Annotated in this window: 21 protein-coding genes; 19 read left to right on the top strand and 2 right to left on the bottom strand. The window is 48.4% G+C overall.

The annotated features are described in order from the left end of the window. Positions 1 to 195 precede the first annotated feature (195 nt). Positions 196 to 1,863 carry a 2-isopropylmalate synthase gene (gene leuA, locus QZT18_RS19280; RefSeq protein ID WP_294150497.1) on the top strand — a complete coding sequence of 556 codons (1,668 nt, stop codon included), beginning with the start codon at positions 196 to 198 and terminating at the stop codon, positions 1,861 to 1,863. A 192-nt stretch (positions 1,864 to 2,055) separates the two neighbouring features. Here leuA and QZT18_RS19275 read toward each other — a convergent pair whose 3' ends face one another. Further along, on the bottom strand, positions 2,056 to 3,393 hold the full coding sequence (locus QZT18_RS19275) for a hypothetical protein (RefSeq protein WP_294150495.1): 1,338 nt from the start codon (positions 3,391 to 3,393) through the stop codon (positions 2,056 to 2,058). Positions 3,394 to 3,681: 288 nt separating this feature from the next. On the opposite strand from QZT18_RS19275, the gene QZT18_RS19270 reads away from it, so the two are divergent. From QZT18_RS19270 to QZT18_RS19240, 7 genes are all read left to right on the top strand, one after another. Next, a complete protein-coding gene (locus QZT18_RS19270) occupies positions 3,682 to 4,668 on the top strand; it encodes a serine hydrolase (protein WP_294150493.1) in 987 nt (328 codons plus the stop codon). Positions 4,669 to 5,227: 559 nt separating this feature from the next. Then, a complete protein-coding gene (locus QZT18_RS19265) occupies positions 5,228 to 7,393 on the top strand; it encodes a helix-turn-helix transcriptional regulator (protein ID WP_294150491.1) in 2,166 nt (721 codons plus the stop codon). Between the two features lie 93 nt (positions 7,394 to 7,486). Continuing rightward, positions 7,487 to 8,617: a TRAP transporter substrate-binding protein gene (locus QZT18_RS19260; RefSeq protein ID WP_294150490.1), complete on the top strand. Its 1,131-nt coding sequence runs from the start codon at positions 7,487 to 7,489 to the stop codon at positions 8,615 to 8,617. Between the two features lie 558 nt (positions 8,618 to 9,175). Next, positions 9,176 to 10,201 (top strand): tripartite tricarboxylate transporter substrate binding protein, encoded by a 1,026-nt coding sequence (locus QZT18_RS19255; RefSeq protein ID WP_294150488.1) that lies wholly within the window; start codon positions 9,176 to 9,178, stop codon positions 10,199 to 10,201. A gap of 74 nt (positions 10,202 to 10,275) precedes the next feature. Beyond that, positions 10,276 to 10,782, top strand: coding sequence for a TRAP transporter small permease (locus QZT18_RS19250; RefSeq protein ID WP_294150485.1), 507 nt, complete (start codon positions 10,276 to 10,278; stop codon positions 10,780 to 10,782). A 15-nt stretch (positions 10,783 to 10,797) separates the two neighbouring features. Next, entirely contained in the window at positions 10,798 to 12,084 is a 1,287-nt protein-coding gene (locus QZT18_RS19245) for a TRAP transporter large permease (RefSeq protein ID WP_366925930.1), read from the top strand. Between the two features lie 80 nt (positions 12,085 to 12,164). Beyond that, on the top strand, positions 12,165 to 13,268 hold the full coding sequence (locus QZT18_RS19240; protein ID WP_294150482.1) for a TRAP transporter substrate-binding protein: 1,104 nt from the start codon (positions 12,165 to 12,167) through the stop codon (positions 13,266 to 13,268). Positions 13,269 to 13,349: 81 nt separating this feature from the next. Here QZT18_RS19240 and QZT18_RS19235 read toward each other — a convergent pair whose 3' ends face one another. Further along, positions 13,350 to 13,838, bottom strand: coding sequence for an HD domain-containing protein (locus QZT18_RS19235; protein WP_294150480.1), 489 nt, complete (start codon positions 13,836 to 13,838; stop codon positions 13,350 to 13,352). A gap of 471 nt (positions 13,839 to 14,309) precedes the next feature. Between QZT18_RS19235 and QZT18_RS19230 the strand changes: the two genes are divergently transcribed. From QZT18_RS19230 to QZT18_RS19180, 11 genes are all read left to right on the top strand, one after another. Continuing rightward, on the top strand, positions 14,310 to 14,636 hold the full coding sequence (locus QZT18_RS19230) for a hypothetical protein (protein WP_294150478.1): 327 nt from the start codon (positions 14,310 to 14,312) through the stop codon (positions 14,634 to 14,636). 254 nt (positions 14,637 to 14,890) lie between these two features. After that, positions 14,891 to 16,003 (top strand): UDP-galactopyranose mutase, encoded by a 1,113-nt coding sequence (glf, locus tag QZT18_RS19225; protein WP_294150476.1) that lies wholly within the window; start codon positions 14,891 to 14,893, stop codon positions 16,001 to 16,003. Further along, positions 15,990 to 16,925: a phosphorylcholine transferase LicD gene (locus QZT18_RS19220; protein ID WP_294150474.1), complete on the top strand. Its 936-nt coding sequence runs from the start codon at positions 15,990 to 15,992 to the stop codon at positions 16,923 to 16,925. Before glf ends, QZT18_RS19220 begins: the two co-directional genes overlap by 14 nt. 26 nt (positions 16,926 to 16,951) lie before the next feature. Beyond that, on the top strand, positions 16,952 to 18,235 hold the full coding sequence (locus QZT18_RS19215; protein ID WP_294150473.1) for a lipopolysaccharide biosynthesis protein: 1,284 nt from the start codon (positions 16,952 to 16,954) through the stop codon (positions 18,233 to 18,235). Next, positions 18,232 to 19,473, top strand: a complete 1,242-nt coding sequence (locus QZT18_RS19210) for an alanine--glyoxylate aminotransferase family protein (protein WP_294150472.1) — start codon at positions 18,232 to 18,234, stop codon at positions 19,471 to 19,473. The genes QZT18_RS19215 and QZT18_RS19210 overlap by 4 nt, the downstream gene beginning before the upstream one ends. Then, positions 19,470 to 20,189 carry a phosphocholine cytidylyltransferase family protein gene (locus QZT18_RS19205; protein ID WP_294150471.1) on the top strand — a complete coding sequence of 240 codons (720 nt, stop codon included), beginning with the start codon at positions 19,470 to 19,472 and terminating at the stop codon, positions 20,187 to 20,189. The genes QZT18_RS19210 and QZT18_RS19205 overlap by 4 nt, the downstream gene beginning before the upstream one ends. Before the next feature lie 62 nt (positions 20,190 to 20,251). Further along, positions 20,252 to 22,273, top strand: coding sequence for a DUF2142 domain-containing protein (locus QZT18_RS19200; RefSeq protein WP_294150470.1), 2,022 nt, complete (start codon positions 20,252 to 20,254; stop codon positions 22,271 to 22,273). A 38-nt stretch (positions 22,274 to 22,311) separates the two neighbouring features. Next, positions 22,312 to 23,139 (top strand): glycosyltransferase family A protein, encoded by an 828-nt coding sequence (locus QZT18_RS19195; RefSeq protein WP_294150469.1) that lies wholly within the window; start codon positions 22,312 to 22,314, stop codon positions 23,137 to 23,139. A gap of 96 nt (positions 23,140 to 23,235) precedes the next feature. Continuing rightward, positions 23,236 to 24,267: a glycosyltransferase family 2 protein gene (locus QZT18_RS19190; protein ID WP_294150468.1), complete on the top strand. Its 1,032-nt coding sequence runs from the start codon at positions 23,236 to 23,238 to the stop codon at positions 24,265 to 24,267. Between the two features lie 56 nt (positions 24,268 to 24,323). Further along, a complete protein-coding gene (locus QZT18_RS19185) occupies positions 24,324 to 25,013 on the top strand; it encodes a glycosyltransferase family 2 protein (RefSeq protein ID WP_125142061.1) in 690 nt (229 codons plus the stop codon). A 6-nt stretch (positions 25,014 to 25,019) separates the two neighbouring features. After that, positions 25,020 to 25,433, top strand: coding sequence for a DUF2304 domain-containing protein (locus QZT18_RS19180; RefSeq protein ID WP_294150467.1), 414 nt, complete (start codon positions 25,020 to 25,022; stop codon positions 25,431 to 25,433). Positions 25,434 to 25,473: the final 40 nt, after the last annotated feature.

Here is a 25,473-nt window from a genome sequence, read left to right as displayed (position 1 = left end):
TTTGCCGTTTCTGTGCATCGCGCAGCGTGTTACTGGGCACGGAGTGAACAGTAACGCGGACTGTAACAAGCGTAGGCAGGAACAGGGTTTTCGCTTGATATCCGGATGGCAAAATGGTATAATGGCGGCATTACAGTATTGGACTGAGCGAGAAAAGCTGAGAAAAATCCTTTGTGAATTCGGGAGGAAGATAGCATGTTAAATTATAAAAAATATAAAAGAGTTCCGGTAATTGATTTCCCTGAGAGGGAATGGCCCAATAAAGAAATCGAGAAGGCGCCCGTTTGGTGCAGTGTGGATCTGCGCGATGGAAATCAGGCCCTGATTGAACCGATGGTAGTGGAAGAGAAGATTGAACTGTTCAACCTTCTTGTCAGAATGGGATTTAAGGAGATTGAGATTGGATTTCCGGCGGCATCCCAGATAGAGTTTGACTTTTTAAGGCAGCTTGTGGAGAGAAGGCTGATCCCGGACGACGTGGTGGTACAGGTTCTGACCCAGTGCCGCGAGCACCTGATCAGGCGTACCTTTGAATCGATCCGTGGAATTAAAAAAGCGATTGTACATATTTACAATTCTACATCCACTCTTCAAAGAGAAGTGGTATTTCATAAGGACCGCGACGAGATCCGTGAGATTGCCATTGAAGGGACAAGACTGGTCAAGAAATATATGCAGGCCTTTGACGGTGAGGTGATTCTGGAGTATTCGCCGGAGAGTTTTACCGGTACGGAGCTGGATTTTGCCCTTGATATCTGTACGGCGGTACAGGAGGAATGGGGACCGACGCCGGAGCACAAGATGATTATCAATCTGCCTGCCACGGTTGAGATGACAACACCGAATGTTTACGCAGATCAGATTGAATGGATGAATAAGCATTTCAAAAACCGCGACAGTATTATTCTGAGCGTTCATCCGCACAACGACAGGGGAACCGGCATTGCGGCCTCAGAGCTGGCGCTTCTGGCCGGAGCGGAACGAATCGAGGGAACTCTTCTCGGAAACGGCGAGAGAACCGGTAATGTAGACATCCTGAATATTGCATACAATATGTTCTCCCATGGAATCGATCCAAAGCTGGAGATTGAAAACATCAAAGAAATCACGGAAATCTGTGAGCGCTGCACAAAGATGCCGGTCGATCCGAGACATCCCTATGCGGGTAAGCTGGTATTTACAGCATTTTCCGGTTCCCACCAGGATGCCATCAACAAGGGAATGCAGGCACTTGGAAGAAGAACGGACGGAATCTGGGAAGTTCCTTATCTTCCTATTGATCCGAGCGATATCGGCCGCGAATACGAGCCTGTCGTGCGTATCAACAGCCAATCCGGCAAGGGCGGCGTTGCCTTTGTCATGGACAGCTTTTACGGTTTCCGCCTTCCAAAGGGAATGCACAAGGAATTTGCCGATATCATCCAGGGCATTGCCGAGAAACAGGGCGAGGTGGCTCCGGAGCAGATTATGGACGAGTTCAGCAACAATTACCTGAACCGCAAAGAACCGATGCATTTCAGAAAATGCCAGATTACGGACAAGGAGTACGAGGGCGGCGGATTTGCTACGGTTGCCCATCTCACCTTTACGGATCACGGCGAAGAACGCATTGTTGACGGCGTAGGAAACGGTCCTATCGATGCAATCCAGAGAGGACTTGAGGATGCCCTGGGAATCCAGATACGCGTACTGGATTACGATGAGCACGCACTCCGCTCCGGTTCCGGCGCCCAGGCGGCCTCCTATATCCATCTGATGAACGTGGAGACAGGAGAGACGACATACGGTGTCGGCATCAGCTCCAACATTACGAGAGCTTCCATCCGAGGTATCTTCAGTGCGGTGAACAGGCTGTTTTACTAGGTAAAAGGGCATTTGCCGGAAACAGTGGCAATTCGGCGGTTTGCGAAATAGCAGCCGGGCGGCCGCATGCTAAAAAAGAGAGATTAATAAAAGAGATGTCACTGAGACAGGCAGCATACTGCGTTATGGCAGTGTGCCGCCTGTTATAATTGAGTGGCAATGAAAAGCTCGTGAAGCGTGCTTTTCGTTGTTTTATGCGATAGGTTTTTCTTCTATCATGCTTACAATTCCATTTTCCACATCAATGAAAAAGGGCATACCAGGTGTGGAATCTTCATATGTGCCCAGATAACGGACGAATTTTTCTTTGTCCGTAGTCTCGATTAAAAGTTCTTTCATGTCGTCGGAAGAAACAAAGTCACGACCCCAGTCGATGAAACGGTATAGGGTCTTGCCGGTCAGGGTCAGAATGGTCTGCGACCGGCTTGGATTGTAAATATAGTATCCGTCCGGCATATCCTGTTCCGACAGACTTAGTTCCCGTACCCTCTCCATATCTTCCGGCGTTATCCATTCCGCTATATCCACATAAAGCCTGTCTCCGTCCAGCCGTTTTATAAAGGCACAGAAGGTACCCGAAACCCCGTGTGTCTCCTCTGCACGGAAGATGTGCCACTCTTTATCGTCTGATAAGACCATGATCATGCCGTCGCCAAAATCCAGTGTATATGGATTCCCGATACAGTCAAAATTAGACTGCCCTTCGGTATCGGGAGTTTCTTCCGGTTTCAGGGAGGCTGTGATATGGCCGTCCACACTGCCTGCATCGCCCATGGGACCGATCTCGGAAGTTCCGTAATAAAGTTTTCCGCCGGCCATGAGAAGACGGCTGCTGAATTCGTCTTTTGTATCGGCGCTGTCTGTCCGCCCGTCTTTTATTCCGGCAGAATCTGTACCGTTGCTATCCGTATCGGTAAAGGATACGGTGATAAACAGGACACGGTCATATCCGCGTTCCTGCAGCTCGGGCAGATTGTAGTAATCCGTGACTCCGGCGCTTGCAATGGAGTCGGACTGGGTGCTTGCCACCATGGCGATAGATACCGGCTCATTATACTCAAAAGAAGAAAGAGCTCCAAGGTGGCTTGTGACACTCGATTTGTAGCCGGAGGTGGTATCTACCAGACAGGAGTACCTGCCTCCGTCCCAGGAGACGGTAATCTCATCCGGATCCATGAGAATAGAAAATTTGCCCTCCTGCAGGGCCGGGCCGCCTGCACCGGCTATGCTGGTAAGAGTTCCGTCTTTGAATTCTTCGATGTGAAAGAGCAGCTCCTTCATTTCACTGCCTGTTTTGTATTCATAGATCCAACTGTTGGAATGTGTGTCCAGCAGGGAGACGAGTTCCTGTTCTTCACTTGTGAGCGTCACTTCGCTGATCTCCATGGAGGAGGGGGCGGGACCGGAAGAAGAACCTCTGCCGCAGGCCGTCAACATGATTCCGGCAGCCAGCAGAATAGCGGCCGGAATCATGGATGGAGGCGGGAATGAGAACGGTTTATACCGGGAAATATCACGGGTGTTTATCATAATTGCTCCTTTCTGAAGCCGGTGTCTGATTGATAACAAATTCATCAGGATTGCCTTTATTAAGCAAAATTTGATGGGCACGAATCATTTTACATTATTTTACCATATTAGATTCTGCGGTGTTTTACTTTTTTATTGCGGAATCCTGAAGTTATCACGCTGTATGCGGAAGGAAACAGATTATAAAATTGTATAATAATTTTTAAAATTGTGCTTGCAAATCATTTTTAATGGAATTATCCTTATTTCAAGGATATCCTTTATAATTTAAAGGAGGAAATTGATTTGATGAATCGGGAGAAAATTAAAGAGTTAGAAAATATTATTAACAGCGATTACAATAACATCGCCGGTATTATGGTACAAAAAAATGGAGTAAATTTATATGAGAAATATTTTAACGGTTACACCGCGGACAATGCGTTCCATGTGTTTTCGGTGACAAAAAGTATTTTTTCCGCTCTGGTAGGTATTGCCGTTGATAAGGGCTATATCAAAAGCACGGACCAGAGAGTAATGGATTTTTTCCCGGATTACAAGGTTAACCCGGGAGAGAAGACAATCTATGATGTGACAATTAAACATCTGCTGACCATGACCGCACCGTATAAAACGGCAATGGAACCGTATGAAGAGTTTTTTTCAAGTGAGAACTGGTTGGAATTCGCCCTCGGTTTATTGGGAGGTGAGAAGCCGACGGGAGAATTTATGTATTCCCCGATTGTCGGTACGCATATTCTATCCGGCATCCTGGCAAAGGCAACGGGGCAGCCGATATTGGATTTTGCATCGGAACATTTGTTTACGCCGCTGGGAATTGAGATTAAGGAAAATGTGGTGCTGGCTACCAAAGAAGAGCATATTGCATTCGGCATGAGAGATACTCATACACGCGGGTGGGTGGTCGATCCGCAGGGCCTTAATACGGCTAGCTGGGGGCTTACACTGACGCTCACGGATCTGGGAAAAATAGGCCGTTTGTACCTGGACGGCGGGATAAAGGACGGGAAACAGATTATTCCTGCCGGATGGATCGAGGAGAGCACCAGGGAACAGAGCCGGTGGAATGAACTGTCATATGGATATTTGTGGTGGATTATTGATAATCGGGATCATATTTATGCCGCACTGGGAGATGGGGGAAATGCGCTTTATATCAATGAAAAGAATAAAATGGTTGTGGCGGTTGCATCTCTCTTCGAACCGGAGGTGAAGGACAGAGTAGAATTTATTACAGAGTTAATTGAGCCGATGTTTGAGGAAGAACAGGAATGAAAGCTGGGCGGGCAGATGAATGTATCACTGATAAATGTATTTAATTACTCTGGATTGTTGACAATCTCTAAATGGGCCGTTAGGGTTATCTCGACTATACAATGTCCATGGCACTGGAAGAATATCTTCCAACCATAAAAACGGGAATGATGTTTTAAAGAGGGATGAAAAAAAGAGTGAATTGAAAGACAAGACTGTGACATAGATAATTAGAAGGCGGTAGGATATGCTGAACGGGCATAGCATGCCGTCTTTTAGTATCGTAGCATAAAAAGTAGAATAAAAGATATAAAAAACAGAGTATGGCAGACCAACTGCAGATTTCATTCGCAGTTAGATTGATTCATTGTACCAAACCAATAAATATGGTATGATAAAACATATATCTGGTAGTATCTTCAAATACCCTGACACAAGAGAATATGGACGGAATATGGAACAAAAGAACAAAATAAAATCTTTCCTCACCAAACGCATCATATTTTTCAAAATACTAGGCCTCCTAACAGTACTGTCATTAATCACAGTACTTATTTTTGGCATCTTCATCAATCAACTGGTGGTTAAAAACCAAAAGAAAAACATAGACGACCTGAACCTTCACCAGCTCCAGCGGATCAGTTCCGATGTGGAACTGGTCTTTGATTTGCTTGCCCAGGGGATGACCCGCAGCATGTGGTCCGATGATTTTATCGATCTTATGATTACGCCCAACCAGCACAATGCAGATATAACATTCCGGGCGATAAAGGTTCTCCAGGATCAGGTGGAGGAGAATGAACTGGTGCGAAAGTCCTATCTGTACCTCCCGTATTCCGACGAAGTTTATGTATATAACGGAACTTATATGGATTTAAAATATCTGGGCGACCGTGAGCTGATTTACCGGTATCTTGAGACACGGGAAGAAAACCGTGATCCGGAAGTGACCAGTGAATGGAGAGTCCTGCTATACAACCGGCGCATCTTTCTAGCGACGGATTTTTGTCTGCCTAATTTTGTCGGAGCCATGTTTTATGAGATTAACCGTGCGGAGCTTTACGATATTATTCAGGCGGAGAATGAGAAATTTGACACCACCATTTATGTCTATGACGGGGAGAATAACCTGCTTTTTGATTATATGGCGGCAGGTCCTCAGCCCGAGGATTTCTCCCGGCCGGAACTGTTTCTGACTGCCGCGGGAGGCGGCGGAGAGGGCAGCTACTATATGTATACTTCGGAACTGCTGGGATGGAAATATCTGGTACGCGTGAATCCAAGTGAAAGTTCGGTTTCTTTTGCTGCGTTGATGAGCTTGCTGCTGCCGGGGCTGGCGTTCTATGTGCTGGTCAGCCAGCTCTTTTCACTGTATATTACGAAAAGTGTTTACAGCCCGATCAACCGGCTGATACATATTGCTACGAACCCCAAGAAACGGGAGGAGCGGACGGAGAAGGACAGGGACAAGGAGCGCAGATATCCGGATGAGGTGGATTTTCTGGAGCTGGCGTTCCTGGACTCACTGGATAAAAACGAACAGCATCGGGAGCTGATGGAAAATATCTCCGACGATATTCTGGAACAGCTTCTGAGAAATATATTATCGGGAAAAAACTGGAGCCTCCAGTCGGTTGCCCAGACACTTGAAGGAATCGGAAGGGAAGATTTTGCCCAGGGCTATTACATTGTCCTGGCGGCGGAATTTTCTTATGAAGAGAAAGAAGACTTGACGATGGTAGAGCAGGAGCTGTACCAGAGGAGCCTGCTGCGGCTGTTGTCACAAAAAGAATGCACGGAATTTTCCATGGCGGTTCTTCCGATGGAGCTGAACCGGGTGGCGGCGGTGCTTTGTTTTGACAGGGAAAATTCAGTTTTTCAGATTCGTGAAGCCGTCCGCCGCCTGTCGGAAGAGATCTGCGAGGGAGTGGCGCCTCTGCCCTACCGGCTGAAAATCGGCAAAGGAAAGGTATATGGAGATCTTCCTTCAATTCAGTTTTCTTACCATGAGGCGGTGGGGGACATCCAGTATCTGCAGTACATGGCGGATGCCTCGGAGGAAGAGAAGATGCCGTCAGCGGTTTTTGAGAACCGCTACTATGCGGAACGGGCCCGTCACGGGTATTCACTGGCGGAAAGCGGCTGCCTGGCCGAGGCGGGCGATGAGTTTAATGCCATTTTGGATGAGATATTGGGAAGAGAAGTGGAGTGGCAGAGGTATCTTCAGAATCTGATCGACGATATGGTCGAAAAATTGATTTCCTGCCGGGTTACGCAGGAAGAAATGAAGCAGGCCGGAATATCGGGCAGTCCTGAGGAAAACCAGCATCTTTCGGAAAACGGCGAACCGCGCGCTTTCATGCAGGCATTCTACCAAAAGTCGCTTCCGCTAATTTGGGAGAGCAGCCGTAAGAGCCATAACCGGTATGTGGAGGAGGCCAAAGAATATATTGCCTCTCATTATGCAGATGGGAAACTGACCTTAAATGAAATCAGCGAGGCGGTGGGAATCTCCCCTTCTTATTTGAGCGGTGTCTTTGCCGAAGGAATGGGAATCGGCCTGAATGCGTATCTGAACGATTACCGAATCCGCCAGGCGAAACGGTTTCTCGATGAAACCAACCTGAATATCTCTGAAATAGGATATAAGTGCGGTTTTAATTCCGCACAGAGTTTTACAAGGGTATTTAAAAAGAACACGGGGATGACGCCTAAGCAGTTCCGAGAATTCCCGCGTTCCGGTTGATATCATGTCTCATGCTATCATGTCTCATCCGTATGCAGCGCCGATTAACCGGAAACGGATTTGGCAAGGTATCAAAATAAGGAGGAAAGGCTCATGATAAGAGAAGAGATTTCCAGGCGGTTTTCTTTTGGTACTCTTCCGCGGAATAAAATTTCAACTACCCCTCTCCGGGGATTCATAATCCCGCTCCTGGCAGTTTCAATCGTGATGTCGGGCTGTGCAGAAAAAACAGTGGAAAGCGCGGCTGAAGCGGGAACGGTTCGTGTAACGGAAAGCAATGCAGAGGAACAGACAAAGATTTATCTGTCCATGGCAACGAATGGGGACTGGAGCGTTTCTTTCAAGGGGCAGGTGATGGAGAAGGAACTGGAAAGTCTGGAGCAGCGGACCGGTGAGACAATGAAAATCAAGCTGTATGACAGGAGCCGTCTCGGGGATGACCTTCATCTCATTTCAGGGGTACAGACAGGTTCCATTGATATTGTGCAGTCCTCCCCTTCGATGCAGCTTAATGCGGTTCCGGAGGCTGCTATGTTTGATATTCCCGGATTTTTCGGTTCTCTGGACGAGTGGAATGCGCTTTTTGAAAGTGACTACCGTCATGTGATGGAAGAGTATTATGAGAAAGCGGATCTGGTGCTGCTCGATATATTTGCATATGCTTACCGCAATCTGAGCAGCCGGGAGCCGGTGGTTACAACGGCGGATTTGCAGGGTGTACGTATCAGGACACAGGAAAATAAATATCACGAGGCCTATTGGGACAGTCTGGGAGCAACGGCCATTCCCTACCGTTTTGCGGAGTTGTATTTTTGCCTCCATGAAGGGATGGCGGATGCACAGGAAAACCTGCTGGATGTGATGCTTACCGATCATCTGTATGAGGTGCAGAACTGCATTACATTTACCCGTCACATGCCCATGGTGAGTGCGATTGCCGTTAACCGGGAGAAATACGGGAGTCTGACCTCAGAGCAAAAAGAAGAGCTTAAACAGTTTACCGGAGGTTTAAAAGAGGCTCTGATCCGGCAGATGCCGGAGGAGGAATTCCGGCAGGCGGAAACTCTGGATAACGACTATGAAATTACCATGCTGGAACCATCCGGGGAATTGCAGGAGAGCATGGAGGCGGGCACGGCCGTGGTGCTTAAGCTTTTAAGGAGTGAGCTTGGAAATGAGAAAGTAGATACATTTCTGCAGGCGGCAGAAAAAGTAAGAAAATAAGTAACTGTTCAGAAGGTACTATTCCGCGAGGCGTTTTCATGCGTTTTTGCATGAAAATCCCGAGTTTAGCCGGCGCGAAACATCATTTTCTGCTGATTTTGTGCATCGTGAAGCGGCAATTATGAAGGTACTGAATAGTTACGAAAATAAATGATATCTCATAGATGGGAAGACAGCAGAGGGTGCTGCAGAAATACAGGAAACCGCAATGAAATGCAGGAAGAGGATATAAAATCTGCATTCCGTTACGCAGAACCGTATTTTTGCAGCATCCGTTTGCTATGCCAAAACATAAGCCGGGAATACGTTAAAACATGAGCAGATGATACAATTTTTAAGATCAATAAACAATTATTACGATGGTCCAATAATTAAGCAGAATACGTAAAAACGGTATAGTATTTTCACTTGAAACCAGGCAGATGCGCGGATAAACTGGTGTCATCAGCAAGGCGGAAAGATAAAAACGGAAAGAAAAACAAAAATTAATAGGTGGAAAATGAGAACGTGCAGGGACTTCCAAAGAATCAAAGTTCCTGAAGAAAAGGGGGATATGAGTTGAAAATAAAAAACGTATTTTTAGGATTAACGCTGGCGCTATGTACGGCGGTTCCTGTTTTATCCGGCTGCGCTGATAGGAATTCGTCAAATAAAGAAGCGCCGCAGGCTGAGACGGAAGAGCAGGGAGAGGACTTTTCCCTGATTTTCAGCAAACCGATAGAGATTATCTGTCCATGGGCAGAGGGCGGCAGCGCAGATGCGAATGCCAGGACGATTGGCCAGGTGGTGGGAGAGAAAACCGGCCAGACGGTTACGGTGTTTAACCGGACGGGCGGAGGCGGAGCCGCAGGATTTGAGGAACAGATGAATGCGGAACCGGACGGATCTACACTGGGAATTATTACTGCGGAATTGAATACGCTCCCTCCTCAGGGAGAGGTGGATTTTTCACAGGAAGACTTTTATCCCATTATCAGAATGAATACACTCCCTGCCTGTGTAGCGGTGGCGGCCGATGCCCCCTATACAAGCCTGGAAGAACTTATCTCCTATGCGGCGGCGCATCCGGGCAGTTTAAGAACCGGCAACGTGGGTGAGGGAAGTATCTGGCATATCTGTGCGGCCAAACTGGAACGGCAGGCCAATATATCGCTTCAGCATTTATCCTATGACGGCGCGTCCTCCGCGGCAGAGGCGCTGGTAAATGGAGAACTGGATATGGTTACGCTCGAAACATCGGTTATGAATGCATTTGCCGAAACCGGGCAGGTGCGGATTCTGGCAGTGATGGCAGAGGAGAGGCTTAGTTCATTTCCCGGCTATCCTACCTGCAAGGAACTGGGATACCCGGTGGTGTCCGGCTCGTTCCAGGGAATCGTCTGCCCGACGGACGTTCCTCAGGAAACAAAGGATGCCCTGGAACGCCTGTTTACGGAGGCATACCAGTCCCAGGCATACCAGACGTTCTGCAACAGCTATGGCTTGGAAAAAAGTTTTCTGAACTCCGCGCAGTTTCGGACTTTTCTGGAGGAGGATCTGGAAAGCGTAACAAAGATATTAAAGGATTTAGAACTGACGGATTGACAAATTACAGAAACCGGCAGCAAAGGAAGCAAGCCGGTAAACTGGTAACAAATAAGTAAAGAGGAGGTACTACTGTGAAACTGATAAGAAAGCTGGATCAATCTTTGGAAGAATGGATTCTGGGCGCTCTGCTTATTGGAATGGCGGTGATTCTGCTGATACAGATTTTAATGCGTGCGGTTGTGGGAAATTCATTGACCTGGGCGGAAGAGGTGGCGCGTTATTTCTATGTGTGGTCGGTATTTTTAAGTCTGGGATGCACTATTAGGAACGGAACTGTTTTGAGGGTGGATTTGCTGCTTGAGTTATTGCCGAAACGGCTGCGCCAGCTCATTGAGATTCTTCTGGATTTAATTAATGTCGTACTTTATGCCGGCCTGGCGTACTTCTCCGTTTCGGTGATGCAGAAAGTGCAGATCAGCGGGCAGACATCACCGGCGCTGGAAATCCCCATGTACCTGGTATATGCTATCATCCCGATCGGCTTTGTGATGGCGAGCCTTCGGAGCGTACAGAAAATCTATTTTGATGCAACTGGAAAAAAGAACACGGTTCCGGCAGACCCGGCCGAAGCACAATAGAGGAGGACAATCATTATGGCAGCGATGGTATTTCTTGTTTTTGCGGTATTTTTACTGCTGGGCTTACCGATTGTATCTTCCCTGGGGATATCAACCATCTTCCCCACGATGATGGGAGCAAAGGGAGCCACTTCGATCGAGGCTCTGATCCGTGCAATCTTCGGAGGAGCCGATACGATTTCAATTTTAGCTGTGCCGTTATTTATTCTGGCCGGTGTTCTGATGGCAAGAGGCGGTATTTCTAAAAAACTGTTCGATGTATTTGCCTATTTTATAGGAAAGAAGACTGCGGGTATGCCCTGTGCGGCAATAGCAACCTGCCTCTTTTACGGGGCCATTTCCGGTTCCGGTCCCGCCACGGCGGCTGCCGTAGGGGCCATGACGATACCGGTCCTGTGCAGCCTTGGCTATGATAAGAATTTTTCGGCCTGTATGATTGCGACTGCCGGAAGTCTGGGCGTGGTCATTCCGCCGTCGATTCCCTTTGTCCTCTATGGACTGGCAACCGGAGCTTCGGTGGGAAATCTGTTTATTGCAGGTATTATCCCGGGAATTCTTGTGGGAGCCTGCCTGATGGGATATGCCTATTTTTACTGTAAAAAGAATGGGGAGGATAAGGAAAAGATCCGCGCCAATTATGAAGAATTGAGAAAGAAAGGATTGGCGGCCCTGCTGAAGGACAGTTTCTGGGCGCTTTTGTCTCCGGTGATTATTCTGGGCGGTATCTATTCGGGTATCACGACCCCTACCGAGGCGGCCTGCGTTTCCGTGTTCTATTCCCTTCTGGTCAGCCTGTTTATTTACCGGACGATTGAGCTTAAGAACATCTGGAGCCTGATTATATCGGCGGTACGGGGATATGCCCCGTTATGTTTTATCCTGGCCATTGCCACAGCGTTCAGCCGCGTTTTAACCCTGCTTCGGGCGCCTCAGGATATCTCTGCGTTCCTGACATCCAGCTTTTCATCGTCGGCTCTGCTGATGCTGGCGCTGATTGTCCTGTTTTTCCTGCTGGGAATGGTGATGGATACGGGACCCGCAATTGTAATCATGGCGCCGATTCTGATGCCGACGCTGCTGTCTTACGGAATCAATCCGATTCACTTCGGCGTTGTTTTAGTAGTGTGCCTGGCAATCGGACTGGTGACGCCGCCCTTTGGCCTGAATCTCTTTGTTGTGTCACCCATGGTGGACACGCCGGTTATGACACTGGGAAAAAAGTCGATTCCGTTTATCGCGGTATTTTTTATAGCCATCCTGCTGGTTGCTTATATTCCGGCATTGAGTTTGATGTTCCTGTAATGTGTAAGGTAGAAGTATGAAAGATAGAAGTATGTAAGATAAAAAATAAAAATGCCATAGAAATAGAAAAGGAGAAAATCATGAAAAGAAAAATAGCAGCTTGCAGTTTAATGACATTTGCCCTCTTAATGACAGCCTGCGGAGGAAGTGGAAATTCATCGGCTCCTGCCGGGACAAAGGCTCAGAGCGAGGCGGCACAGGCTGGTGAAAGTTCGGGAAATACCGATACGTTCGAGGCAGGGGAAGCGCTGGGCGCGGAGAATTTCAACTATATTTTCGGTCACGGCGCAGCAGAAAATTCGATTGGCGATTTGTACTGCCTGAAGTTTAAAGAGCTGGTGGAGGCCAAATCCGGCGGTTCCATTACAGTGGATGTGTATTCAGGTTCTCAGCTCGGAACGTATGGGGAGATGCTTCAGAGCCTGCAGACTGGTGATATCGGAGGAATGATTTTCCAGCCGGCTCCCGCGGTGTCCTTTGTGCCGGAGCTTGCGGTCTTAGATATTCCTTATGCCTTCCTGGGGTGCACACAGGAGCAGATCGACAAGGCCCTCAATGAGAGCGATTTTACGGATATCCTGAAACAGTCGTTTGACGGCTCAGGTTATAAATTTATGAGCTTTGCCCAGGTTGCCACGTTCCGCGAGGTGACTTCCAATAAGCCGGTAAATAAAGCCGGGGATTTTGCAGGTCTGAAAATCCGTACTTTGGAAAATAACAACCATATTGCATTCTGGAAAGCGGTGGGAGCCAATCCGACTCCGGTAGCATTCGGCGAACTGTATCTGTCCCTGCAGCAGGGGTTGGTGGATGCTCAGGAAAACCCATATGATACGGCTTTAAATGCAGGTTTCCCCGAGGTACAGAAATACCTGATTGAAACCCACCACATTCTTTATCCGAATCTCTTCATTGTCAGCAAGGACCTGTATGAAAGTATGCCGGCAGAATACCAGACGGTATTTGACGAGGCGGCGGCAGAGGCGAAGGAATACGCGGAACAGCTTATGGCGGAAAGCGCGGCCACGGATCGGCAGAAATTGATTGATGCGGGGATGGAAGAGATTGTTCTTCCCGATTCTGAGCTGGAGATACTGGCGGAAAAAGGAGCGGGTGTAGAAGAGCTGGTAAGAGAACAAATCGGAAGTGAGACGGTTGATGCATTCCTCAATGCCTTGAAATAACGTACCAATCAATAAAGAATGGGGAACAGAATGTCTTTATAGGTTCTGTTCCCCATTGTACTTCTGTTTAATATGGTGTATTTAGAAAAACATCTCCTCACAAATCCTTTTACCCGTCCCAGTCCTGAAAATATTCTGATAAGCCGCATCCGCAGCTTCCGGCTGCAGACCTTCCTCAAAGAGATTTACCAGAAAATCGGCCTCTAAAAGGATCTGATAATCCATCCCGTCCACATCCGAATAGGTGTGGTGATGCCCGACCAGATAGCTGACACGGTCAATGACCGAGGCTCTGAAACCGAGGGAGCGAAGCAGCTTTTCAGCCGGTTCCGGCCCTTCCTGTTCCTGGAGTTTGCCGTTACAGTACCCATATTTTTCTTCGGCCGGTTTGATTCCGATATCGTGGACAATCGCAGCGGCTTCCAGAGTAAGCTGGGTGTCACCGTCCAGGTTTTCAGAAAGTCCGATGAGCCGTGCAAAGCTGTGGACTTTTAAAAAGTGCTGAATCCGCTTGGGATCGCCGGAGTTGTAGTGAATCATTTTCATCATCAGTTCGTCAAGTATATCCATTTGAAAATTCCCCTTTTCTTCCCGATACAATCGATGTTCGGTTATGGTAATATTATTAAAACCACACCTAGAGTATACTCGATTTTCCCAGCAGGTACAATGGATTTGTTTACTATTTCTGTCTGGTATAGTAAAATAGTTACTGTTCACGGGCAGTGTTCCGCGAGGTGTTTTTTGTGAGTGGAGCAAAGCGAAAGTCACAGAAAACTCGAGGGTTACGGCGCGACGCAACGAAAAGTGCGCGATGCGGACTTTTCATTACAATCAACGGCGCTTTTTGCCGTTTCTGTGCATCGCGAAGCATGTTGCTGGGCACGGAGTGAACAGTAACGTAAAATAAGGTAACAGTTCAGCCGTGATGTATTCCGCGGGTGGGGATACTTAAAGGGAGAGCAGTGTAAGCTGACGGTGTCCGCCAGACTTTGCAGCTCAGAGCATAATTGAAAAGGAGAAAGGAGAAATAAAAGGCCTATGTGGAATTACACAAAATGTACGGCAGCAGACAGGGAAGAAAAGCTGGGCATGCTTGCGGAAGCTTTCAGGGAGGAAAAGGACAGTTCAAAATACTTATCGGAAGTCCGCAAATATATCAACAGCACACAGACGACAATCGTACTGCTTCAGGATTTGGAGGCCAATATTCTGATTGAAATGGACTACGTACCGGTAAACGACTATGTTTTCCATGTGGTCAGCATTGAGGAGAGCGGTATTAAGAATCAGGGGCTGCCATGCCTGACGATTCAACAGGCGGTACAACAGTTTACGGCACTGGTGGAGAATGAAACAGGGAGATAGGATTAAAATAGATACAGACGGGGTTTCCCGGCAGAAATGAACTGCCCGGGGAACCCCCTTTTTTAATTCATAGGAAATTACGTTCTATGAATCAAAAAACGCTCCGCGAGGATACACATACCGCGCCGTTCCGACAAAATAGATACAATGCAAAACACCGCGCGCACCCCATCCTGCGACGGATTTGTTTACTTTTGCCATAAAGTATAGTAAAATAGGGAATCATGTAATTACAATGGAGGTTTTCTGCGCTGATGAAAAAATACGATTATCTACTGGTTGGAAGCGGTCTTTATGCGGCGGTATTTGCCTGGATGGCCGGAAAGAACGGAAAGAAATGTCTTGTAATAGAGAAGAGAGATCATATTGGAGGCAATATTTACTGCCGTGAAGTAGAGGGAATCCGCGTCCATCAGTACGGAGCCCACATTTTCCATACATCGAACAGGGAGGTATGGGACTTTGTAAATCAGTTTACGGAGTTTAACCGCTACACCAACAGCCCGGTGGCTAATTATAACGGTGAGATGTACAATATGCCGTTTAATATGAATACGTTCAGCAAAATGTGGGGAATTTCCAGGCCGGACGAAGCCAGGGCCATCATCGAGGAGCAGAAAAAAGCCGTTCCCGGGGAGCCGGAGAACCTGGAAGAGCAGGCGATCAAGCTGGTTGGTACGGATATTTATAAAAAGCTTGTAAAGGGTTACACGGAAAAACAGTGGGGACGCGACTGCAAAGAGCTTCCGGCATTCATTATCCGCCGTCTTCCGGTGCGTTTTACCTATGATAATAACTATTTTAACGATCCTTATCAGGGAATCCCAAAAGATGGTTATAATGCAATTATAGAGAAACTTTTTGACGGCTGTGAAATCAGGACCGGCGTGGATTATCTGGAAAACAGGGAAGAGTACGACGGACTTGCTGAAAAGACCGTATATACGGGTATGATTGACGCCTACTACGGGTACCGTTTCGGAAATCTGGAATACAGGAGCCTGAGATTCGAGTCGGAGCTTCTGGACACCGACAACTTCCAGGGAGTGGCCGTGGTCAATTATACGGATCGGGAAACTCCGTTTACAAGAATCATCGAGCACAAGCACTTTGAGTTCGGAACCCAGCCAAAGACCGTCGTCACCCGGGAATATCCCGAGGACTGGAAGATGGGCATGGAACCCTATTATCCGGTCAACGACGAAAAGAACCAGGAACTTTACGGAAAATATGCCGAACTGGCAGCCGGTGAGGAGAAGGTCATCTTCGGCGGCCGTCTGGCAGAGTATAAATACTATGACATGGATAAGGTAATTGAATCGGCACTGAAACGTGCGAAAGAGGAATTTGGCGATGAACAGCAATAAAACAGCAGGCAGTGAACAGGGTAAATTCTATGAGCCGGAAGTTCTCGCCCGTCTGCAGCAGGAGATTCTCTCGATACTCGACGATTTCCTGAAACTGTGTGAGGAATACCATCTGGAATATTTCGGCATTGCCGGAACCGGGATCGGTGCCATCAGACACAAGGGTTTTATCCCCTGGGATGATGACATCGATATTGCCATGCCCAGAAGGGACTTTGAAAAATTCCTGAAACTCGTACAGAAAAAAATGGGTGATAAATATCTGGTACTGAACGCCAAGACATGTCCGGAGTACCCTCTGATGACAACGCGTCTTGTAAAGCGCGGGACCGTATTTATTGAAGAGGTAATGAAGGATGTGGACTGCCCCTTTGGCATTTTTCTGGATCTCTATGTGCTGGACAATGTTTCCGACAATCCGGTCATGTATCAGGTTCAGTCCTGGGCGGCGTGGTTTGTCAGCAAACTGATGATCCTGCGGTGTATCCCGAGGCCGACGCTGGCACAGAAAGGTTTGAAGGCCGCGCTCATCTGGTCCGTCTGCGGTTTTGTCAACAAAGGCATGAACCTGCTCCACGTATCGCCGGAGGGCCTGAGAAAAAGCTGTGAGGCGGTCTGTAGAAAATATGAAAAACGAAAGACAAACAGGATGGCCTTCCTGCCCGACACCAGCCCGTACTGGAACCTGGTGGACAAGAGAAAATACCATCCGTTAAAGACGATGGAATTTGAGGGCAGAATGATGAACTTCCCCGGAAATATAGAAGAAATGCTTACCAACATGTACGGCGATTATATGAAGCTGCCCCCGGTGGAGAAGAGAAAGACCCATTATCCACACCGTCTGGCCTTTTCAGACGAGAAAAACGTTACGGTTCACTCCGTACCCGGCAATACGCTTCGCGATGCCCGGAAGCGGTAAAAAATACAGAAAGACAGGTAACAGCCATGAACTTACTCAGAACCCTCCTGATTGGAGGAGACGACAATCTGGAAAAACGGAATATGGCCTGGAATATGCTGGGGAGCCTTCTCTATGCATTTGCCTCAATGGTCCTGTCGATCGTTGTCATACAGATTGTCGGCGAGGATGAGGGCGGAATCTTCAGCTTTGCGTTCTCCGCCTTCGGACAGCACATGTTTATGGTTGCCTATTTCGGCATGAGGCCGTTTCACATCACGGATATCGGAAGACGCTACACATTCGGCGAGTACCTCCGCCTCCGGTTTGTGACCTGCGGCGGCGCCCTGGCATTCGGCCTGGTTTATGTGTTTTTCAACCAGGACAGCTATACTTATGTAAAAACCATGACCGTCATTCTGATGGTCTGCTATAAAGTAATCGACGGTTTTGCCGACGTGTACGAAGCGGAGTTCCAGAGAAACGGAAGACTGTATCTGACCGGCAAATCCAACACATTCCGGACGCTTCTCTCGGCAGGCTGCTTTATCGGCTGCCTGGTGATGACCCATAACCTGGTGCTCTCCTGTATGGTTTCGGTGATTGCCCAGATTCTGGGAGTCCTGATATTCAACATTTCCGTCATCGGAGAGCTGCCGCAGGTGGACTGGAGCTGCCGGAAAGGCAGATGCAGCCTGCTGTTTCAGGAAAATTTTGTCCTGTTCTTATCGGCAATTATTGATTTCTATGTGTTCTCCGCTTCCAAATATGCAATAGAGGGAAACATGCTGAATAAAGATCAGGCTATTTTCGGAGCGATATTTATGCCCACCAGCGTGATTAACCTGGTAGCCGGATTTGTTATCAGACCTTATATTACAAAGCTTTCCCTGGTTTGGGAGAACCGTGAATTTGCAAATTTTGCACGGGTAGTCGGCCGTCTGGCCGCTATCATTGCAGGACTTACGGTGCTGGCGCTGGGAGGAGCGTGGTTCCTCGGCATTCCGGTACTGAGCATGCTTTACCCGAAGCTCGGTTATGCGCTGTCGGCCAGCCGTCTGCCGCTGCTTTTAATTATTCTGGGCGGAGCATTTAACGCCTATATTAACCTGTTTTATTATTCACTCGTCATTATGCAGAAACGCAGGCATATCTTTGTCATTTATGCAGTGGTGGCGGTAATGGCGGTCACGATATCAGCACCGTTTGTCAGATGGATGGGAATCCTGGGCGGAGCGATGTCATACCTGATACTGATGTTTACGCTGACGGTCTGCTTCGGACTGACGGCACTCTGGTTTTTCAGAAAAGAGAGGAAGAGCGCGAAATGATTAATTTTACGGTAGGTCCTGTTCAAATGGATGAGGAAATCAGGAAAATCGGAGCAGAAGAGATTCCGTATTTCCGAACGCCTGAATTTTCTGCTCTGATGAAGGAAAATGAATCTCTGATGAACCGGTTTATGAAGGCCGGAGAGGGAGCCAGAACCGTGTTCCTGACGGGTTCCGGCACCGCGGCGATGGAAGCCGCCGTGATCAATCTTTTTACGAAGCAGGACAGGCTCCTGGTTGTAAACGGAGGCAGTTTCGGCGCACGGTTCGTCAGGATTTGCCAAATCCACGGCATCCCATATGATGAAATCAGGCTGGAGGCGGGAAAAAAGCTTACAAAAGAACATCTGGCTCCATATGCAATCTCAGGAGATTCCGGGCAAGAAGATTCGGGGCGAGAAGATTCGGGGCGAGAAGATTCGGGGCGAGAAGATTCGGGGCAGGGAGATTCCGTCCGGAAAGACTCCCGCCAGGACGATTCTGGCCGTAAAAGCTCCGGGCAGGCTCCTTCCACACAGAGATATACCGGATTTCTTGTCAACGTCCATGAGACATCCACCGGAGTCCACTATGATATGGAACTGATTAGCCGTTTCTGTCGGGAAAACCGTTTGTGGCTGGTGGTGGATGCGATCAGCTCGTTTCTCGCGGATGAATTCCTGATGGAGAAATGGGGCGTGGATCTGGTGCTGACCGGTTCCCAGAAGGCCCTTGCCCTGCCTCCGGGAATCGCCGCGATCGTGATGAATGAGCGGACCGTGAAGCGCGTGGAGGAATCACGGGTGGAGTCGCTCTATTTCAACCTGAAGGACTATTTGAAAGACGGAGAGCGCGGCCAGACGCCCTTCACTCCTGCGGTCGGTATCTTAATTCAGATGAACCGCCGTCTTAAGACGATAGAAGAAAAGGGTCTTGTGGGAGAGCAGGATCGGATAAAAGAGCTGGCCAGGGATTTCAGACAGAAGATAAAAGAGCTTCCGTTTCAAATCGTCTCGGAATCGCTGTCGGCCGCGGAGACGCCTCTCGCCCCGACTGGTAAGAATGCCGACGGAAGTCCCGTATCGGCGTACCGGATATTCGAGATACTGAAAGACGAGTATGGGATTTTTGTATGCCCGAATGGAGGAGAATTGGCAGAGAAGGTTTTCCGGGTAGGCCATATCGGACATCTTACGAAAGAAGATAATCAAAAACTGGTGGATGCATTGAGAGATATGCAGGACAGGGGGCTTTTGTGAAAGTACTGATTTTAGCGGCGGGCAGAGGAACCAGAATATCGCGTTACCTTTCGGGCAATCCGAAATGTACGGTGGATATCGGGGAAGGACAGTGCCTGATCCGGTATACGGTGGAACTTCTTAAATCCAGGGGAATCCGGGAAATCGGGCTGGTCCTGGGATATAAGGCACAGGTAATCCGGGATGTACTGAAAGGACAGGATGTTTCATTTTACTATAATCCCTTTTATGACGTTACCAACAGTATCGCTTCCGCATGGTTTGCAAAAGACTTCCTCACGGGCGGCGACCTGCTGATTATGAACGGGGATGTCTATCTGGAGGAACGTCTTCTGGACCGGATTCTGGAGGAAAAGAAGAGCCCGGTGATGTTTGCCGACGAAAGCCGGAAAGAAACTGCGGACTATAAGTTCTATTATGAAAACGGAATTTTGAAAAAGTACGGAAAAGAACTGGAAGGCGACGATATCACAGGTGAATATATCGGAATCGGCTGCTTTTCCGGAGAATTTCTGCCCGAATTCGTGAGAAGGATGGAAGAGATGATAGACCGCCAGGAGCACTCCGTCTGGTGGGAGAATGTAATATACAGCATGACGGAGGAGCAGCCCGTTTACGTGGAAGACGTGTGCGGCCATTTCTGGGCTGAGGTGGACTACATTGAAGATTACGAGCGGATTTTGGAACACAGAGGCGTGGAGAAGATTGTAAGATAAGATGGGGAGAAAATAAGGTTACTGTTCACAAAATAAGAAATATCAGGCAGGTAGAAACTTTGATGGCAGAGCGTTTAAAGATGAACAAAAAGAAGATTGACCATAGGGAAAGCAATGGCCGACACACAAACAGCCACAGACAGAATCTGAAAAAACTGGCGCTTACCGCACTGGTTGTGTTTGTCATAGGCATTTTTCTCGAAGTTCTCTGTAACCTGCCGCTGATCCGGGCCAATGCAGGGAAGAGCCAGGGAAGTTTCGTCGTCGACATGAGCCGTGTTACTTATGAAGGATTTCATGAGGAAGACGGAAAACTCATATTTGACGGGGAAAACGGAAAAATACGGATACCGTTTGACGGCCGGTTTGTGGGAAAATTCTGTTATTCCTACGAGTATGACGGCCTGTTAAATACCACGGTAAAAGTGGGAGTTTACAATGATTATGGTGAGCTGAGGGAGCGGGATATCCTGACGGTGGAAGACAGGAACAGCAAAAATGTGAAAAATTCCTGGATTCCGGTGGGCAAGAAGGCGGAGTATGCGGAAATCTATGTTTTCCGGGACGCTCTCGATGAGCCTGGACTATCCTATATTGATTTCAAGGCTATGCCGCTTCATATCACGGGATTTGAGGCCGTTACGGCGCCGTCGGCCAACTGGTACAGGCTGTGTTTCTTCTGGTGTCTCTTTGGTATCGGGGCAATGCTCATTTTTTACAGGGAGTATATTGGAAAACGGATTGAGATTGGCTTTCTGATTATCTCCATCAGTGTGGGAACGCTTCTTTCCCTGTCCCTTCCGGCCAATAAGGTGAGCTGGGATGAGGAAGTCCATTTTTCCCAGAGTTTCTGGATGTCCAACTACAGGACGCCGGTTTCCGTATCACCGGCCATTACCCAGGAATTTATTGCAGGGATCGACACCTGGCCCTATAACCAGCCGGGAACGGCCGAGGAGCAAAAAGAATTTGACGATTATCTGGACCAGACAGGCGATTACAGGAATGGCGGAATCACCTGGAGTGCGGATTTAAATAAAACGATTTTTACCGGGTATGCAGGGGAGGCGCTGCTTTTAAAGGCGGGTCAGCTTTTCCGTCTTCCGTTTTCTCTGGTGTATAAGCTTGGAAGACTGGGAAATCTTTTCATTTACTGCATCGCCCTCTATTTTGCCATAAAGAAAACGCCGGTTGGCAAGGGAATTATGGTTTTCCTGGGCCTGATGCCGGAGCCGATGATGCTGGCAGGAGTCTATTCCTATGATCCGACCGTTACGGCATTTATGTATCTCTCATTTGCTTATATTCTGTCGGCGATTCTGGAGCCGGACAAAAAGATTACCTGGAAAGAATATGCGGTGATTATGTTTTCTTTCTTCTGGGGATGCAGAATTAAGGCGGTCTATGCACCGCTACTACTGACCGGACTGCTGATACCCGCGGATCATTTCAGGAACCGCAGGGAAAAACTGATCATGAAGGGGGGCATGGTTCTGCTGTGCCTGGGGCTGATGGCTTCTTTTGCCCTTCCGGTAATTTTTTCACCAAGTGAGACGGGGGATGTGAGGGGCGATAACACCAGCGAGGCGGGACAGATGTCCTATGTGCTGGGACATCCTGTTGCCTACGCAAAAATATTGATTCAGAATATCTTTCATACCCTGCCGTCCTATGTAATAGGAGAAAAGTCCCTGGGACTTTTGGGACATCAGGGAGAAGTCTCCTTCCCATGGCTGATTTATGCAGGTTCGGCGGCAGTTATCCTCACCGGGGGACAGTCCTCTTGTGGAAAACGTCTGGACTGGAAGCAGAAATTGTGGATATTCATCCTGTCTTCGGCCGCGGTTGTCCTGGTCTGGACCTCCATGTATGTGATTTTCACGACACCGGGCAATACTTATATCGACGGAGTTCAGGGGCGCTATTATATTCCGTTCCTGTTCCTGGTATGGCTGGTGCTGAATCCCAAATGGGTTACAGTCCATTTAAAAAACCAGGATTATTACGGTCTTGTGCTGGCGCTCTCGGGAGGAATGCTGCTGGCGGTCTACTATATGAATGTGCTGCAGAAATTCTGCCTGTAAACGAATCGGGAATTCAGGGAACGAAAAGGAGTGAGGAAATGGAGAACGCAAAGAATCATTTTGATAAGGCCCGTCCGTTGCATACATTTGCCGTCTGCGCCTATAAAGATTCGCCCTACCTTGAGGCCTGCATCCGCTCCCTGAAAGAGCAGCAGGTGAAAACCGATGTGATCTGCTGTACCTCCACGCCAAGTTCCTATATCGAGAAAATCACCGGGAAATACGGGGTTCCCCTTTATGTGAGGGACGGCGGGAGCAATATCAGGGAAGACTGGCTGTTTGCGTACCACAGGGCGGAGGGAGAGCTGGTGACTATTGCCCACCAGGACGACGTATACAGGAGCGACTATACGAAAGAGCTTTTAAATGCATATCAAAAATATCCCGATATGACGGTTTTTGTCAGTGACTATATGACGCTCAAGGTCACGGAGAAGGGAACGAAGACAGAGTGTTTCAACACGGTCTGGCTGGTGAAGAAAATCCTGCGTCTGCCTTTGAGATTTAAGTTTCTGTCCGGTGTGAGGGCGGTAAAACGGAGCAGCGTGATTTTCGGCAACTCCCTCTGCTGTCCGGCCTGCACTTACCAGAAAAAGATGACCGGAGAGGAGATGTTTGGCTCAAAGTATGACTTTGCCCTGGATTGGGATAATCTCTATGAGCTGGCGGGGCGGAGCGGCCGGTTTATCTGCGTGGAAAAACCGCTGATTGCATACCGCGTCCACGAGGGAGCGACGACAAAGGCCTGCATCGAAGACAACAGACGCACAAAGGATGAGATGGCGATGTTTGAAAAAATGTGGCCGTCATGGATGGTAAAAATCCTGATGCACTTTTATGTAAAAGCGTATGATGAGTATGAATAGATTTTGGTTTACAGGCAGTATTTTGCGAGCTGAGAGCAGCAACGGAAAAAGAACCGACAGGACAGGGCCGCAGGGCCGGGAGGATAAACGAACGAAATGAGTACTGCTGATATTAGGGAGAGCGGGAAAGAGAAGACAGACAAGCAGCAGGGTGCGGGGGCACAGGAAGTGAACAGGCATCAGGATACGGGGATCAGCCCGAGGGTAGATGTCATCATCCCTGCATTCAGGCCGGGCGATAAATTGGAGCAGCTTTTAAAGCGGCTGTTGAAACAGACCTACCGGGTGAACCGCATTATCATCATGAATACGGAGCGCCAGTATTGGAATGAGGAGCGTTTTGAGTCTTTGTTTTATGAAAGTAAAACCGATATGACCCTGATTCATCTTCCGCAGGAGGAATTTGATCACGGCGGAACCAGGCATAAGGGGATTCTTGCATCGGATGCGGAAATCTGCATCTGTATGACCCAGGATGCGGTTCCCTACAACCGGGATCTGGTGAAAAATCTTGTGGCTGCTTTAACTGCGCGGGACGATATCGCCGCCTCATACGCAAGACAGCTCCCGGCCGAGGACTGCCGGTTGATCGAGCGGTACACCAGGGATTTTAATTACCCGGGGGTGAGCCGGATAAAAGGGAAAGAAGATATTGCGGCGCTGGGAATCAAGACTTATTTCTGTTCCAACGTCTGCGCCGCCTACAGGAGAGATATCTATCTGAAACTGGGCGGATTTACGCAGAAAACCATCTTCAACGAGGATATGATATATGCGGCCGGAGCCGTAAAGGCGGGATATAAAATTGCCTATGCAGCCAATGCGGAAGTGATTCATTCGCATAATTACAGCGTTTCCCAGCAGCTCCACCGGAACTTTGATCTGGCTGTGTCACAGGCGGATCACCCGGAAGTTTTTTCGGGCCTTTCGTCCGAGGGGGAAGGGATGCGTCTTATCAAAACGACGGCCATGTGGCTGTTTCGAAATGGAAAGTGGTATCTGATTCCGGAGCTTGTGATCCAGAGCGGGTTTAAATACATGGGATACCGTTTGGGAAAAGCTTACAGAAAACTTCCTGGGTGGCTGATCAGGAAGTTAACGATGAACCGGGCATACTGGAAGCAATAAAATCTGACAAACCTGAGTAACAGTTACAGACCTGATATCAAATGACGGAGGAAAAAATGGCAGAACTGCTAATTGTGATACCAGCTTATAATGAGGCAGAAAACATAGAACGCGTGGTAAACCGGCTGATAGAGGACTTCCCGCAGTATGATTACGTCATCATCAATGACGGCTCCAAGGATCAGACGGCGGCCATATGCAGGCGGAACGGTTATAATTTCCTGGATCTGCCGGTCAATCTTGGGCTCGCCGGAGGTTTTCAGGCAGGGCTTAAATATGCGGCCAGAAACGGCTATCGTTATGCGGTCCAGCTCGATGGGGACGGGCAGCACAGGCCGGAATATATTGCGGCGATGAAAGAAAAGATGGATGAGGGATACGACATTGTGATTGGCTCCCGGTTTGTGGGACAGAAAAAGCCGTTTACCATGAGAATGCTCGGAAGCAATCTGATCGAGACTGCAATCCGGATGACCACGGGCGAAGACATCAAAGATCCGACCTCGGGAATGAGGATGTTCAGCAGGAAAATGATAGAGGAATTTGCAAAGGGCCTCAATTACGGTCCGGAGCCCGACACGGTATCCTACCTGATAAAACAGGGAGCGCGCATCGCGGAGGTACCGGTTATCATGGATGAACGCCTGCTGGGCGCCAGCTACCTGACGCCGGTCAACGCATCGAGATATATGGCTAAAATGCTGATATCGATTTTGCTGATTCAGAATTTCAGGAAGAGAGGTTAACGGATCATGACATTTATGCTGCGAATTGTTCTGATTATAGTTTCCATGGCAACCACGGCGCTGATTATGAGAAGAATCCGCCAGTCCAAACTGCAGATAGAGGATTCTATTTTCTGGATCGGTTTTTCCTTTATCCTGATTCTGTTCAGCATCTTCCCGCAGATACCTGCTATCCTGGCCAGGATGGCGGGGACCTATACAACGGCCAATTTTATCTTCCTGTCGGTTATTTTCCTTCTGATAGTCAAGATGTTCCATATGTCTATCAAGATGTCCCAGCTCGAAAGCCGGGTAAAAGAACTGGTCCAGGAAATGGCCCTGGAAGAGAATCGGAGAACGGCTGAGAAGAGTAACAAAACAGAAGCGGGGGTAAACGCTGAAACGGAGACAGGGAAGGGTGAGGATTTAGTTGAGATGTGAGGACGCCTCTGTAAGACGGCGGACGGGGGAGTGGGAGGGT

The sequence above is a fragment of the uncultured Clostridium sp. genome, assembly GCF_900547735.1.
Lineage (GTDB): Bacteria > Bacillota > Clostridia > Lachnospirales > Lachnospiraceae > Otoolea.
This window is presented reverse-complemented; position numbering and strand designations above follow the sequence as displayed.

Bases quoted from the DNA above. Each gene is read 5' to 3' on its own strand.
- QZT18_RS19230 (WP_294150478.1), top strand. From the start codon at position 14,310: ATGTGGAATTACACAAAATGTACGGCAGCAGACAGGGAAGAAAAGCTG.
- QZT18_RS19275 (WP_294150495.1), bottom strand. From the start codon at position 3,393: ATGATAAACACCCGTGATATTTCCCGGTATAAACCGTTCTCATTCCCG.
- QZT18_RS19180 (WP_294150467.1), top strand. From the start codon at position 25,020: ATGACATTTATGCTGCGAATTGTTCTGATTATAGTTTCCATGGCAACC.
- QZT18_RS19190 (WP_294150468.1), top strand. From the start codon at position 23,236: ATGAGTACTGCTGATATTAGGGAGAGCGGGAAAGAGAAGACAGACAAG.
- QZT18_RS19245 (WP_366925930.1), top strand. From the start codon at position 10,798: ATGGCAGCGATGGTATTTCTTGTTTTTGCGGTATTTTTACTGCTGGGC.
- QZT18_RS19220 (WP_294150474.1), top strand. From the start codon at position 15,990: ATGAACAGCAATAAAACAGCAGGCAGTGAACAGGGTAAATTCTATGAG.
- QZT18_RS19200 (WP_294150470.1), top strand. From the start codon at position 20,252: ATGGCAGAGCGTTTAAAGATGAACAAAAAGAAGATTGACCATAGGGAA.
- QZT18_RS19260 (WP_294150490.1), top strand. From the start codon at position 7,487: ATGATAAGAGAAGAGATTTCCAGGCGGTTTTCTTTTGGTACTCTTCCG.
- QZT18_RS19270 (WP_294150493.1), top strand. From the start codon at position 3,682: ATGAATCGGGAGAAAATTAAAGAGTTAGAAAATATTATTAACAGCGAT.
- glf (WP_294150476.1), top strand. From the start codon at position 14,891: ATGAAAAAATACGATTATCTACTGGTTGGAAGCGGTCTTTATGCGGCG.
- QZT18_RS19235 (WP_294150480.1), bottom strand. From the start codon at position 13,838: ATGGATATACTTGACGAACTGATGATGAAAATGATTCACTACAACTCC.
- leuA (WP_294150497.1), top strand. From the start codon at position 196: ATGTTAAATTATAAAAAATATAAAAGAGTTCCGGTAATTGATTTCCCT.
- QZT18_RS19240 (WP_294150482.1), top strand. From the start codon at position 12,165: ATGAAAAGAAAAATAGCAGCTTGCAGTTTAATGACATTTGCCCTCTTA.
- QZT18_RS19215 (WP_294150473.1), top strand. From the start codon at position 16,952: ATGAACTTACTCAGAACCCTCCTGATTGGAGGAGACGACAATCTGGAA.
- QZT18_RS19185 (WP_125142061.1), top strand. From the start codon at position 24,324: ATGGCAGAACTGCTAATTGTGATACCAGCTTATAATGAGGCAGAAAAC.
- QZT18_RS19210 (WP_294150472.1), top strand. From the start codon at position 18,232: ATGATTAATTTTACGGTAGGTCCTGTTCAAATGGATGAGGAAATCAGG.
- QZT18_RS19195 (WP_294150469.1), top strand. From the start codon at position 22,312: ATGGAGAACGCAAAGAATCATTTTGATAAGGCCCGTCCGTTGCATACA.